The sequence below is a fragment of the Arachidicoccus sp. genome (assembly GCF_050436765.1).
In the GTDB taxonomy this organism is placed as follows: Bacteria; Bacteroidota; Bacteroidia; order Chitinophagales; family Chitinophagaceae; genus Arachidicoccus.
The window spans coordinates 6,846-21,575 of sequence record NZ_JBNQGD010000064.1; the positions used below are offsets into that span (position 1 = coordinate 6,846).

The window sequence follows — 14,730 nt, forward strand, 5'->3', positions numbered from 1 at the left end:
CAGTCCCCACATCCTCCCGCGGCGAGGGCACTACCCCCTACAAAGCCACCAAACCACGTGTCGAGAAGTGCATCACAATGTTCATTCTCCCAGTTAATTGTCAAAGGTCTACCGTTGAAGAGTATGGCTACCAATGGTTTTCCTGTTTTGTGTAAGGCCTTTAAAAGATTCAGCTGACTTTGCGGAATCCCAATATTTGTGCGACTTGCAGATTCTCCGGTCATATCGGCGGCTTCGCCTACTACCGCTATAATCACATCCGATTTTTGAGCAATTTTTACCGCGTCATCAATCATTTGTCTGGGTGTTCTTTTGTCTGTAGTAATTTCCTGCTTAAAACTATTTACTCTTAATTTTAATAAAGAGTCGTCAGTAATATTGGCACCCTTTTCATAGAGGATGGTAGCCTTATCTTTTAGCTCAGCCTTTACCCCTTCCAATACAGTAACCGAATGATGATAATCATCTGCCACGCTCCAGGCACCAGGCATATTTATCTTGCTATCTGCCAGCGGGCCGATTATGGCAATTGTCCCTTGAGGCTTTAATGGTAAAAGTTGATTTCTATTTTTTAATAGTACAAAAGTTCTTTTGGCTGTCTCCAAGGCTTGGGCTAGATGGCCCTTGGTCACTTCTTCCGTTTTCGCTTTTTTAATATCAATATTTCTATAGGGGTTTTGAAAGAGACCCAATTTATATTTTGCTTCCAAAATCCTTCGACAGGCAGCATCCAAAGTTTTAATATTTACAGCACCGGATTCGATGGATTTTTTGAGTGTTCCTAAATAATTATCACCCACCATCTCCATGTCGTTGCCGGCATTTAACGCAAGTGCTGCAATAGTTTTTGAATCTCCAAGACCCCTTGTAGTCAGCTCGTTAATAGCTCCATAATCACTGACAACAAAGCCATTAAAGCCCCACTGTTTGCGTAGGACATCTGTCAAAAGCCATTTGTTGGCAGCTGATGGAAGTCCGTTTATATCGTTAAAAGAGGACATTACGCTACCGGCTCCTGCGTCTATGGCTGCTTTGTATGGAGGGAAGTAATATTGATACATTTCTTGCTTACCCATATCCACAGAATTGTACTCCCGGCCTGCGGTAACAGCGCCATACAAGGCAAAATGTTTTACGCAAGCCATCACAGTATTGTCCTCCATTAAATTATTCCCCTGATAGCCTTCTACCATCACTTTTGCCATTTGTGCACCCAAAAACGGGTCCTCGCCAGCACCTTCCACATTTCTTCCCCAGCGAGCATCCCTAGATATATCTACCATTGGAGAATACACCCAATTAATTCCATCTGCAGATGCCTCAATAGCAGCAGTTCTTGCGACTGCTTTAACCAAAGTTGTATCCCAGCTACAGGAGAGAGCCAGTGGAACCGGAAATATTGTTTCATGACCGTGTATAACATCTAATCCGAAAAGTAGGGGGATGTGAAGTCTTGATTTCTTCACAGCGATATCCTGTAGGTTTTTAATTCGCTCAATATTCCAGGTGCCAAATACACCACCTACCTGTCCGTTTTTAATTTTCTGATTGACGTCTTTACTTATTTGGGTGCCGGTGAGAACACCATTATTGATAACTGCTAAATTGAGCTGCCCGATCTTTTCTTCCAGAGTCATTCTTTGCATCAAAGAAGCAATAAAATCATTTTCATTATTTTGAGCATAAATATGTGCGCTTACCAGCACAAAATATAGCAGAAAAAGGATGCATTTTTTTATAGGGCTCCTTTTGAATAACACATCGTTAATTAGATAGATTCTTTTCATGTAATTTAGACTCATATTGAATTACAAACTTTTGTTTGTTAAAAAACTTCTGTAAAGGTTGACAAATAAAACCTCGCAGACAAAGATCTCGACACTACAATACCCCTACAAGACAAAATATAATTATTGATTATCAATATATTATGACCAAACAAATAATTATTTTTAAAAAAAATGATAATTTTCTAAAGAATTAACCAATTTTAACGAATGAAAATGCTAAGAATGGGGATCCCTACAATATGGATTTTCAGAATAAGAAATTCTAAAGAAAGGATACTGGTTATGGGCAGGGTTTTGTGCTGTTTGTGGCTACTGTTTTGTTGCTCAAATATTCAGGCACAAAATACTATTGGATTACCTAATGTCACCAATTTTACCAGTGAGCAGTATAATGCCGGTGCACAAAACTGGATGATCACCCAAGATCGATTTGGTATTTTATATTTTGCAAATACGGAGGGATTACTTACTTACAATGGAGATACATGGAATATGTATCCGTTACCCAATAAAACCTTGGTACGTTCTTTAAAAATTGATAAAGATGGGAAGATTTATGCGGGGGGCCAAGATGAGTTTGGCTATTACTTCCCGTCAAAAAATGGCACACTTCAATATCATTCTTTAAAGAAGTTAATTCCCGGGGTAGAGCGCTCTTTTGCCGATGTTTGGAATACGGCTATTATTGGTAAAGACATCTTCTTTAGATGTTCCGATAGAATTTTTCATATTGATTCCAGCAAAAAAGTGCAAATATTTAGACCTGCTGTGGAGTGGACATATATGGCGCAGGTTGGAAATAAATTGTTTGTACAGGATAAAGATTCAGGGCTGTTTTTGTATAACAACAACAAACTGCGGCTCATTAGTACAGCTACGAATAAGAAGATTATTACTTCTATTCTTGCTTATGATAGTGATGCTGTGCTAATTACCACGCTGAAAGACGGCGTTTTTGTTCTCTCCCAAAATCAATTAGTCAATTTGCCGATTGATAAAAAAATAGCGGTATCTCATATTTACACCTCCCTCAAAACCGGATCAAACAGTTTTGCCTTAGGCACTACCTCCAATGGCGTTTATTTTATTGATAAAAAAGGGAATACCATCAGACACCTTTCTCGTGATTCCCGCTTGCAAAATAATAATGTGCTCAGCATGTTCTTGGATAATCAATCCAATCTATGGCTGGGCTTAGATAAAGGGATAGATTTGGTGAATAGTAACTCCGCTGTTCAAAAAATAAGCCCTGTTGTCAATACACCTGCAGCTTGTTATACTGCCCAAATTTATAATAACAAATTATTTATCGGAACTTCAGATGGGTTATATTCAACGCCGCTCACCTTGCCAACAGATAAGGATTTGAGTTTTTCGAAAGGTCTTTTTACGCGCGTAGCGAATTCCGGGGGACAAGTTTGGGGCTTATTGCCTACCCCGGAAGGATTGTTGATGGGTCATAATGAAGGAACTTTTTTGGTAAACAATGAAGTAGCTACGCCTGTGTATAAAAATGAAGGCACTTGGTTATATAAGATATTGCCACAAACAGTTGGTGGACAAACCGATATTATAGCCGGAACATATACGGGTTTTCGTCTTATGACAGTGTATAAGGGTCGCATAATTGATTCCGGAGGTTTAGGTAATAGCATTTATGAGTCACTTCGCTTTTTGGAAATTGACTCAATCAACCACATAATTTGGGCGGCACATCCTTATCGGGGTATTTATAAATTTACGTTTCAAAAAGGAATGCATAAGATTGTTTCTGTCAGGTTATATACCCAAAAAGATGGATTGCCCAGCAATTTGAATAACTACGTTTACTCCATTCGTCATCAAATAGTTTTTTGCACACAAAATGGGCTCTACACCTACAATACACAATTAGATAAGTTTGAACAAAATGCATACTATAGAAAGATATTTGGTAATATTTCTTTAAGGTTGGTAAAAGAAGATAAGAAAAATAATATCTGGTTTGTTTCGGGGAAAAAACTGGGTGTCGTATTGCCAGATGGGACGGTCAAATATTTCCCTGAAATTACAGGAAAGCTTATTTCCGGTTTTGAATTTATATATCCTTTAAACGAACAAAATATATTTGTCGGTTCCAGTGATGGACTTATACATATTAATTTTGTTGGGTATCAGCAGAAAAAACCTGAAATGCAGCTTTTGTTGACCAAAGTTCTTGCTCTAGGCACCAAAGATTCCGTTTTATATAATGGTTATTTTGTTGATAAAGATGAATTATTAGCGACGCAGTCACCAGATAATATAGATGAACTACCGGCTAATTTTAATGCTTTTCATTTTGAATTTGGAACGACAATGTCTAAGCAACCCAATGATATTCAATATTCATTTCAATTGGAAGGGTTCGATAAGCAATGGAGTAAATGGTCGTCGAAAAATGAAAAAGATTATACCAATCTTTCTTATGGTAAATATACCTTCCTGGTAAAATCCAAAGATAATTTTAACCATGAATCAAAAGTAATAAAATATACTTTTATTATCAACCCGCACTGGTACCAAACAAATTTGGCTTATTTGTTTTACGCCATATGTGCACTAGCCTTATTGGCGTTGATCAGCCGTGTTCAAGCAAAGAAATTTGAAAAGCAAAAACAAAAATATGAAAAGGAACAAAAGCAATTACAATATCTGCATCAACTCGAAATTGAACATAATGAACGCGAGATAATACAGCTGCAGAAAGAAAAACTTGAAACGGATATTGCATTTAAAAATAAAGAACTGGCTACCACCACAATGCATCTTTTTAAGCGGGGAAAATTATTATCCAAGTTAAAAGAAGAGTTGCTCATTGCAATAAAAAAGCTACCTACTAAAGAGAATAGTAGAGATTTTACCTTGTTGGTAAAGATGTTGAATGAGGCGGAAAAGCAGGATGAAGGATGGGAGCAATTCTCTATTCACTTTGATGAAGTGCATAACAATTTTCTGAAAAATTTGAAGACTACTTACCCGGAGTTGACACAATCCGATTTGAAAATTTGTGCATATTTAAAAATGAATTTGTCCTCTAAAGAAATAGCACAGCTTTTAAATATTTCACTAAAAGGAGTAGAGGTGGCTCGCTATAGGTTGCGTAAAAAATTGCAGATACCATCTTCAGATGTAAACTTATATGATTTTTTAGTGGAAAGCCGATCCTGGTAGCAATGCATACGGCTAATATCTTCAATCGGCATAAGAAGTAGCTCCAAAATGGAATAGGCCATCTCCTTTTGTTCGCTGAATAGCGAAAGATATCGACGCCCGACCTGTAGAGCAGTTCTAATCAGACCCTGATAATTATTTAAACTGAATCTAGGTGATTGCAGCGTGAACTAAATTTGCTCCATACAAAAAAGGCTACCCGTCCAAAGAATGTCGAGGTAGCCTGCGATGAAAACCAAATCTGGCCTGTTTGTTATGATTATTATTTATCTTGAACGACATCGCCCTCCGTTGTGTAAAGCAGGGTGCCCAATTGCCCAATGACGCTTCTTGGAACTTTTAATGAGGTGGCAGCGGTCGCTACAATGCCCACAAAATGATCGAAATCAGCTGAGTCCGCAGTCGGATGTTGTGCATCACCAAATCTATTATAAGTTGCAAAATTATGTGCTTGTATCATAGACTTGCCTTTGTATATGTCCTGGCCACTTACTGCCGCCTGAACAAAGTCTGTAAAAGTTTCTAATAGATCGGAAAATCCAGTGGTATTTTTGTTTCCTAACTCTGCAATTAAAACCGGGAAATACACCTTCAATTGGTTATCGCCAGCAATCATCGGTAAGGCCGTTTTTACAACCGTACGAATTGCTAATCTACCTGCTTGAACGTAAGAGCCGCTATTATCTGGATCGGCCATCATCGAAGTACCCTGACCTGCATAAGGTCCGGAACCCTTTGCACCTTGTATGAACCAGCCGAGAGTATCATAGAGTGCTGAAGTTTTTGGCGGATTTTTATCTTGAACTACATCACCTTGAACACTATTTAAGATAACGCCCAATTGCCCGATTACACTGTTAGGCACGTTTAAGGATTGTGCAGCAATGACAACGTCACCAATAAATTTGGTAAAGTCACCGGCATCAGCGGTTTGATTTGCCGATGAACCAAATCTAGGATTACCGCCATCTTGTTCAGTTGCGGAGAAATGGTGAGCTTGAAGCATTGATAATCCTGTGTAAAGACCTGTTTGGCCACTTACGGCTTGTTGTACAAAATCAGTAAAATTTGTCAAGAGTTCGTTGTATCCAGTGGTGTTTTTTTGACCAAGTTCTCCTAATAGAACAGGGAAATATATAGCCAATTGTGGATCTCCTGCTATAATAGGTAAAGCTTTATTTACCACGGTACGTATTGCTAAACGTCCTGCCTGAATCTTCTGGCCATTGTTGGCCGGGTCAGCAACCATAACTGTACCTTGTCCTGATGGGCTGCCTTTCGCTCCTTGGATAAACCATCCTAATGTGTCATATAGTGGTGTTGACGCCAATGGATTACTTGTCGAAGAATCGTTCTTTTTACAAGAAGAAAAGAACATCGCGCTTGCTGCGATTAAAAGTGCGAGCATTAAACCTTTTGTTTTAAATTTCATGGTTTTTGATTTTGTTTATTATTGGAAATTGTTTCAGTGAGTTGATCTAATTAACCACTTTGGCGACAAGTGTACTAAGCTTGCCGTAAAAGGAATTTGGATTCATTACCGGGCAGCCTGTATTCATTTCCTTAGAAGATACAATATGCCTCGAAGAGGCAAAGCCGGTGTTTTTTATGGCGTTATTATATATATCCTGTGCGGTATTTTCCCTATTGTCAAACGTGTAAATGAGTATATTGTCTTTTAGGTTAAAGTAGGTGCTCTTTACTCCTTTTAATGTTTTAATTTTATTCTGAATAGCCAATGCACTTGCAGAGTCGACCGGTTGCTGAAAGTCTGTGCGTGACATTTGCACATGTGCAAAGGGCTCTTTGGCTTCTTTTTTTACCATATAAGCCACATGTACGATAAGTGTAGCAAACAAGAGAAAAGCAATTCCTAAAATACTTCCAGCGGCGATTTTTACTTTTTTGTTGATTTTCATTTTATACTTTTTAGAGTGAATAATAATTGACCAGCGGTTTTTATCTTAACATATACGGCATATAATCAAATGTGGTTTTAAAAGCATGACATTTTTCTGACAAAAGATATGTAGGTGGAAATTGAGAGGTGTCTAGACGTTAATAGTGTCTGATACATGCGTATTTATATGACAGAGCGTAAATTTTATTTGTGGTCTTCTTTATTCTCTTATCTTCGTACTATATTATATAGTTAGCGTAGTATAACACATTCTCGAAATTTGCCCATCCAATTAAAATATTCTGAGCCCGATTTGGTGATTATGCTGAAAAGCAAAGAAGAGAAGGCATTTAATTATCTTTATGATAATTATGCTGGAGCTTTGTTGGGTGTAATCAAAAAAATAATAAGTGTCGAAGAAACTGCCGTGGATGTTTTGCAAGAGGCTTTTGTGAAAATTTGGAAGAATATTGATAGCTATGATATTTCAAAAGGAAGACTTTTTACCTGGATGTTGAATGTCGCGCGTAATCTGGCTATTGACATGCTTCGTTCGAAAAGCTATCGCAATGAACAGCAAAACCGGGATATAGAAAACAACGTATCTATCGAGAATAACTTAACTACTTCTACCTTTGTCGACCACATAGGGTTGTCAAAAGTATTGTCCCAATTGAAAGAGGATTATCGGACTATTATTGATTTAGCCTATTTCAAAGGGTTTACGCAAGAAGAGATATCAAAGAAGTTAGATATTCCTTTAGGTACGATAAAAACAAGATCGCGCAACGCATTGATAGAGTTGAGAGCTATTTTAAATACTTGAGAAAGTTGAATATTAAAGAATACATATCATCTGGCATTATTGAAACTTATGCATTGGGACTGGCCAGTGCAGAGGAATCGCGAGAATTGGAGCTTTTGGCTGCCGAGCATTCCGAAGTGCGCGCTGCTTTGGAGGCGTGTCAAAATGAAATGGAGGCGTTTGCACTCAAGGAAGCCACCGCTCCGCCGGTTGGCTTAAAGGAGAAGATTTGGAATGAATTACAAGAACAGGATGCTGTTTCAAAACAGGAAGATGCTCCTGTGATTCCGATCGCGCGTAAAGATTTTTCACAAAGCGCAGTTATAGCTACTGTCCAAAAAAACAATAGCTGGATTAAATATTTGGCAGCCGCTTCTATTATTGGATTGGTTGTAAGTATTGGGCTAAACATATCTTATAAGAACAAAACTGAAAAGTATTCGACTACGCTAGCACGGATTGAAACCAAACAAGATAGTCTTGTTGCACAAAATAGTTTGCTGCGCGTTATTTCGGGGCCTGACATCGTTAAAATATCGTTAGTTGGTGTTCCCGGACATGTCGATAATAAGGCTACCGTTTATTGGAATGGTAATACCAAAGAAGTATATCTTTCTCTGAACAATTTGCCCATTCCGCCTTCTGGCAAACAATATCAATTATGGGCCATCGTCGACGGGAAACCGGTTGATGCAGGTTTATATGATGATAATGGGACGACGCCTAAAATACAAAAACTAAAGGTGATAGAAAGAGCGCAAATGTTTGCTATTACTTTAGAACCCAAAGGTGGTAGTGTTTCTCCGACACTAAGCCAAATGTATGTAGCGGGTAAGACTTAAAATTTAAGGCATTGTAATTTGTTGCCATGACGACGCTTTGCTTCGGGGAGGACTAATTAAATTTATATTATAGATCTACTGACAGTTTCAGCCCATCATATGCTAAATGTATATGTTCGGGTAATTGTTGGCTTATTTCATCGTGCAAGCCCAACTGATGGCTGATATGTGTGAGATAGGCATTGGGTATTTCTAGTTCGTCAATTAGTGCGATTGCTTCCTCCAATGTAAAATGGGAAATATGTTTTTCTTTGCGCAATGCATTTACAACAATTGTGGAAGAGCCACGAATCAATGCTTTTTGCTCTTCATCTATCTTATTGGCATCCGTAATATAGGTGAAATTCCCGATCCTAAATGCCACCACTTCTAATTTATAATGCCATACACGTATAGGCGTAATACTTAATTCGTTTATAGAAAAAGGTTGACTGTTGATTGTATGAAGTTCTAGCTGTGGAATTCCCGGATACTTCTGTTCGCCGAATGCATAATAGAACTCTCGTTTTAGTTCTGCTTGGGTGGCTTCCGTAGCAAAAACTTTCATTGTTTTCTTCTGAAAATAATTATATGCACGTACGTCGTCTAGCCCTGCAATATGATCTTTGTGTGCATGCGTAAAAAGCACTGCATCCAGTCGATCATTTTTAGCACGTAACATTTGTTGTCTAAAATCCGGTGTTGTGTCAATCACCACAGAGCTTTGCGGTGTTTGTATTAAGATGCTACTTCTTAAACGTTTGTCTTTAATATTTGTTGAACTACATACTTCGCAATGACATGCAATCATTGGTACGCCGCTGCTGGTGCCGGTGCCCAGAAAAGTAATATCTAATTTATTATGCTGCATTTTAAAAAAATTATTCGCTACGCATAGCAAGAACGCTATCTACTATATAAACGGTATTGCCTCGCCAAGGAACACGCCCATGATATTCCTTATAATGAAGATCAAAAGTTTTACCGCTATTGGTCTCTAATTGATTAAAGATATTTTTATTCTTTATCGAGAATTCAAATTCATAACTTTGAAAAGAACCATTGTTCTGCCGCCCGAAACCCTGCTGAATAAGCTTTCCCTCATAAGTTTTGAATATATTCCCTTTATATACGGCGTAATTTAATACGCCCGTTTTTACTCCTTCGGCAAATACAAAAAAGTAACGCCAATACACATAGCCTCCCAAAGAAAGTAATAGCATGGCGCTAATGATGGCTATAATCTTTTTCATAAAAAACTTTATGGCAGCAATTTACAACAATATCGATTACAAATCGAAGCCATATTATTCTTAGAAGTGTGCCACCCAATACCCGGTCTTAAACAGAATAAAATTGTTTTCCTTATTTTTGAAAGAAAATAATCATGCGGTATTTTCAATCAGCTCTATTATTTCTATTAATTAGTACCTCTTCTTTTGCGCAAAGTATTTCCACAAGACTTAGCTCGCAAACGCAACGTTTGCTTGATGATGCACAAATGAGAAATGCTTCCCTTAGTTTGTATGTTGCTGATGCTGCAACTGGGGAGAAAGTATACGCATACGATGCTGAACGAGGACTTTCTCCGGCGAGCACACAGAAAATTTTTACTGCGATCGCCTCTTTTGAAATACTGGGAAGCGACTATACTTTTAAAACGCAAATTGGTTACAACGGTACTTTGTCCGATGGGGTACTGAAGGGAGATTTGATTGTGACCGGGTATGGTGATCCTACTTTTGGGAGTTGGCGTTTTGACGGTTTTAAGCCAGAAGACGTAAAGGCAAAAATCCTGACGAGCCTGGCTAATGCAGGTATCCGCGCTATTGATGGCAATATTGTGATTGATGAAAGTAAATGGGATTTTAATCCGACCCCTGGTGGATGGCCTTGGGATGATATGGGGAATTATTATGGTGCTGGTGATTGGGGTGTTAATTGGAGGGAGAATCAGACGAATGTGACTTTTCGAAGTGGGAGCCAAGCTGGTCGTGATGTCACGGTTACAAAAGTTGATCCTATTTTACAAGGGGCGACCCTGGTAAACCGTTTAACTACAGGTGCTTCAGGCTCTTCGGATAAAAGTTGTTTATATATGGCGCCCTATTCTCCCGTTGCCTTAATTCAAGGGTCGGTACCTGCAGGCAAAACATTGATGGTTACAGGCTCTATGCCTAACCCTCCATTGCAGTTTGGATATGAATTGAGAGATTGGTTGAAAGGGAAAAATATTTATTGTACGGGCGAAATAAAAACTGCTGCTGATTATATTTTGAAAGATAAAAATGTACCTGAAATAACGACTAGCATGGATATATACCCTTCACCTTTAATGCATAATATTGTTCATTTTTTTCTGCGCAATAGTGTAAATCTTTTTGGTGAAGCTTTTGCAAAGGCAATAGGTTATCAAGAGAGGAAAGAAGGTTCAACTGAAGCTGGAGTAAGTGTAATAAGAAGATTTTGGCTGGATAAAGGTATCGATAATTCTATGTTAAAGATGATTGACGGAAGTGGACTTTCACCGCAAAACTATGTGTGTGCAAAGGCAGAAGTAAAGGCATTGCTGTATGCGCAGGATAAAGATTGGTTTAAATATTTTTATGAAGCATTGCCTACTTACAACGGCATGAAAATGAAGAGCGGCACCATCGGTGGATGTAAAGCTTATGCCGGTTACCAAGTTTCCAAAAGCACGGGGAAAAAATATGTCTTTTCTATTATTATCAATAATTATTATGGTAGTCAATATAGTTTGTTGCCCAAAATGTACCGAATTTTAGATGTGTTGAAATAGCTTTGTGAGATGGATCACAAAATTCGTGATTGAAATTGTTTGAAAACTATTTTGCTGATACCGATGCATGAATGCTTTCAAGATACTGGCGTCATAGCACAGGCAGCAATCGATAATTCTTGGACTTTTCTTTTATGAGATTGCGGACTAGTTGACATGATAGCTGCAAATAATCACAAATGGTTTTTACTTGCGAAATCAATCAAAGCGGCGCTCGTTCTTACATTTAATTTACGGAAAATATTTTTGCGATGAGTCTCAATGGTTAGCTCGCTTAGGTATAAATCGCAAGCAATCTCTTTACTTGTAAGCCCTCGCTTGATTAATTGAATAATTTCAATTTCCCGATTGGACAATTTGTGACCGGCTATAAAATTATCTGCATTGTTTCGGATGGGCATTTTTTCTTGGGGAAATACTATTTCTCCATTGATAATTCTTTGTAGAAAAAGTTTTAAATCGTCAGCCGTAGTATCTTTTGAAATAAATCCATTTACATGTAAAGCCCTGCTTTCTGTAATAATTTTTTCATCAAAATACATGGATACAAAAACAATTTTCACTAGAGGATTCTTTTTTCTTATAGCAGTGGCTGCTTCGATACCATTCAGATAGGGCATATTAATATCCAGTAAAATTAAATCGGGGGACAATTTATTCAAGGTCTGAATTAACAGTCTGCCATTATGTACTTTTGCCAAAACGGTATAGTTTTGTTCTCCATTTAATAATTGTTCCAAACCATCGGCAAAAAGTTGATGGTCGTCGGCAATTATAATTTTTATAGAATTTATTGCCTTCATATTTTCGTTTTATGAATTGAAAATTCAATAATAGAAGATGTTCCTTTGTTACTACTCTCGATAGTAAAGCTACCATTTAAAAAGGCAACTCTTGATTCAATATTTTTTAATCCGATACCTTTATGATTTGCTCCAACTTGCAGTCCTACGCCGTTATCTTCCACAATCAACTGCAAGATACCTTCAATCAATAATAACTGAATGGTGGCTTCGCTGGCCTTTGAATGTTTAATTATATTAGATAGTAATTCATTCACCATGCGATAAAGGGTTACCGACGTTGTGATGTCTAATTGTTTATCATCTCCTTCTGTAATTAATTCAAAAGAAGTATCGGTCTTGTTATTTAATTCAGCAATTCTATTGGCTATTACCTTAAACAAACCTGCCTGCGAAAATTCCCTAGGAAGTAAGTTATGCGATATCTCGCGTAAGTCGGAGGCTGCCTTTCCTATCAATTCGAGCGTTTTGCGATAGTGCGGTGACGCTTTGTAGCCATCATTATGCTGGTTACTGATATGTAGTTTCAGTGTACTGATGGTAGCGCCTAAATCGTCATGTAAGTCCTGCGCCAGCCGTTTGCGTTCCTCTTCCTGTGCAACTATTACACTCTCAAAAATCTCTTTTTCCTTTTCTGCTTGCAGAAACTGCAAATGAGCATGTTCCTTAAAAATATGCCGATAGCGAATAACTAACAATATGCTTAATAAAATAATTTCCGCAGCTAGTCCTACCGTAATTAGGTTTGGGCGGATTGGATTATAATTGATAATACCGATATGATTGAGTAACAAATTAACGAATCCAAGATAGAGTAATAAAACACTGAGGAAATAATACAAAGCCAGCATCTTTTTTTTATACATCATTTCTATTAGACCCAGCATAATTAACAGAAAAGAGAATGCCATAAATATTTCAAAGACCACATCTAATTTTACCCCAATATTTGTGAAGGGATGAAAACTGAAAAAATAATTCCACAATAAGAGCACAATTCCTAAAAAAATGTCGAATGTAAAAACACCACGCAAAAACTTAAAGAAAATTGGACTGTAAGTTTTCTGATTGGTAAACAATTGCATTACTCGTATGCCACATGCTACTGCAAACAATGCAAACGGATATTGTCCTAATCTTTTAAGAAAAACATATAACCCTCCTGAAAATAACGAAGCATCTAACATATCTTCTTTCAAAAGGAAAATCATGTTGAATATCACATATAAACCATACCATAAATAAATTTTATCGCGCAGCACGATGAACAAGAGCAGATTTAAAATTGTTGCGAACAAAAAGAATCCCATATACCAGCCCCAATGCCAATAAAAATTTTTTTCCCACAACAAGTAATCTTCCGGTGTGGTAATATCCATCGGCATGTAGATGTTGGCGTGATAATTAATGACATGCAGATAAACACCTTTGTTTTCGCCAGGCAATAGGTGTATAGGCAGCGATAGAGACCTGACCGGATAAGGTCTTTGTAGTAATGGAGTGAGGTATGAAATGGTTGAAATTTTTTTAAACCCTTTTTTGCTAGTGTCAGCGATGTACCAAACTGCTGAATCAATGGGCGCATAAAGGCTGTATAGCAAGTTGAACGCTTCTTTATTTGTGCTTTTTAAAATAATATAAATCCAATAATTACTGTTGGTATAACCCACATTGAAAGTCTTGTGCCATTGCCAACGAGAGAATTTCCCTACTTTTCGCAAGGAATCTGCCTGTTTAAAATTTATATTATTTGCTTTGTCGTTAAAGTAAGAAAAATATTCAGATAGATGTTCACTGTTTGCACCACTTACGACCATAGTGTCCTTGTAGGCACTTTGTGCCACTAATATAGGAGCCATAAATATTAGACTAACAAATAAAGAAGCAGCCATCTTCATAAGCGGTAATTAAGCAATTCTCTCGCAAATTACAACTTATCCGGCGCAAAAAAATACCGGAAAACAGGTATTGTTTACGGAAAGTCACCGGAGTAAATTTGGTCATTGATAGAATAATTGTCTACTGCCAACACTTCTTTTGAACCAAATCTAAAATACTGAAAAAACTATTATTATGCTATCTGGAAGTTATACTAGCCAAAGCGCAAAAATGGCAAACATCTTTACCTGTAAAACTACCTATAACTTGAAGTTAGATGGTGTTTTCGTTGTAGATAAAAAAGTTACGCTCTCTTGTGGAAGCGGGACCGATTTATCTTTTATTTTTCACAACTATACAACCGAGAAAGTTGATATAAATTGTTCGTAGAAAAACAGGTTGAACGCGGCGATGTTTAGGTTATTTAAACCTTTTTTCAATCTAAGACTACAAGTTCTTCCGAAGGATTCTGGAGTGGGTGGTGGATTATTTTTTTACAGATTTACGGGCACAAACGACAGATTTCCCGGTGAAACTTTTGTGCAAAATATATTGAAAACATTTTATGATATTAAATCTCTACAAAATGAAAAAAGCATTTTTATTTTTTGTTCTTTTATTCGCATTAAAATCCTCGTTTGCGCAAACAATTCCATCTAAAGAGGATATTATTAATTGGATAGCCTCCAAAATAAATGAGCAGGGCAGTAGCAGGCAACAATTTAACGGAGGGAAATTTTT

At 37.4% G+C, this 14,730-nt stretch carries 11 protein-coding genes; 4 read left to right on the forward strand and 7 right to left on the reverse strand.

What is annotated here, in order from left to right; genetic code table 11:
• A partial coding sequence (gene bglX / locus ACQR30_RS02570; RefSeq protein ID WP_429730810.1) for a beta-glucosidase BglX occupies positions 1–1,787 on the reverse strand: 1,787 nt, incomplete at its 3' end.
• A 225-nt stretch (positions 1,788–2,012) separates the two neighbouring features.
• Here bglX and ACQR30_RS02575 point away from each other — a divergent pair.
• On the forward strand, positions 2,013–4,982 hold the full coding sequence (locus ACQR30_RS02575; RefSeq protein WP_429730812.1) for a triple tyrosine motif-containing protein: 2,970 nt from the start codon (positions 2,013–2,015) through the stop codon (positions 4,980–4,982).
• A gap of 262 nt (positions 4,983–5,244) precedes the next feature.
• Here ACQR30_RS02575 and ACQR30_RS02580 read toward each other — a convergent pair whose 3' ends face one another.
• A complete protein-coding gene (locus ACQR30_RS02580; protein ID WP_429730815.1) occupies positions 5,245–6,414 on the reverse strand; it encodes a hypothetical protein in 1,170 nt (389 codons plus the stop codon).
• A 46-nt stretch (positions 6,415–6,460) separates the two neighbouring features.
• Positions 6,461–6,901, reverse strand: coding sequence for a hypothetical protein (locus ACQR30_RS02585; protein WP_429730819.1), 441 nt, complete (start codon positions 6,899–6,901; stop codon positions 6,461–6,463).
• Between the two features lie 303 nt (positions 6,902–7,204).
• On the opposite strand from ACQR30_RS02585, the gene ACQR30_RS02590 reads away from it, so the two are divergent.
• Both ACQR30_RS02590 and ACQR30_RS02595 read left to right on the forward strand, forming a co-directional pair.
• Positions 7,205–7,708, forward strand: coding sequence for an RNA polymerase sigma factor (locus tag ACQR30_RS02590; RefSeq protein WP_429730822.1), 504 nt, complete (start codon positions 7,205–7,207; stop codon positions 7,706–7,708).
• Positions 7,709–7,713: 5 nt separating this feature from the next.
• Entirely contained in the window at positions 7,714–8,529 is an 816-nt protein-coding gene (locus ACQR30_RS02595; RefSeq protein WP_429730826.1) for an anti-sigma factor, read from the forward strand.
• 67 nt (positions 8,530–8,596) lie between these two features.
• Here the strand turns inward: ACQR30_RS02595 and ACQR30_RS02600 are convergent, their stop codons facing one another.
• Both ACQR30_RS02600 and ACQR30_RS02605 read right to left on the reverse strand, forming a co-directional pair.
• Positions 8,597–9,379 (reverse strand): MBL fold metallo-hydrolase, encoded by a 783-nt coding sequence (locus ACQR30_RS02600; RefSeq protein ID WP_429730829.1) that lies wholly within the window; start codon positions 9,377–9,379, stop codon positions 8,597–8,599.
• Positions 9,380–9,389: 10 nt separating this feature from the next.
• Positions 9,390–9,761: a hypothetical protein gene (locus ACQR30_RS02605; RefSeq protein WP_429730832.1), complete on the reverse strand. Its 372-nt coding sequence runs from the start codon at positions 9,759–9,761 to the stop codon at positions 9,390–9,392.
• A gap of 134 nt (positions 9,762–9,895) precedes the next feature.
• On the opposite strand from ACQR30_RS02605, the gene dacB reads away from it, so the two are divergent.
• On the forward strand, positions 9,896–11,308 hold the full coding sequence (dacB, locus tag ACQR30_RS02610; RefSeq protein ID WP_429730835.1) for a D-alanyl-D-alanine carboxypeptidase/D-alanyl-D-alanine endopeptidase: 1,413 nt from the start codon (positions 9,896–9,898) through the stop codon (positions 11,306–11,308).
• Positions 11,309–11,481: 173 nt separating this feature from the next.
• On the opposite strand, the gene ACQR30_RS02615 is transcribed toward dacB, so the two are convergent.
• Positions 11,482–12,111, reverse strand: a complete 630-nt coding sequence (locus ACQR30_RS02615) for a response regulator (protein WP_429730838.1) — start codon at positions 12,109–12,111, stop codon at positions 11,482–11,484.
• Positions 12,108–13,970 carry a sensor histidine kinase gene (locus ACQR30_RS02620; protein WP_429730841.1) on the reverse strand — a complete coding sequence of 621 codons (1,863 nt, stop codon included), beginning with the start codon at positions 13,968–13,970 and terminating at the stop codon, positions 12,108–12,110. Before ACQR30_RS02620 ends, ACQR30_RS02615 begins: the two co-directional genes overlap by 4 nt.
• Positions 13,971–14,730: the final 760 nt, after the last annotated feature.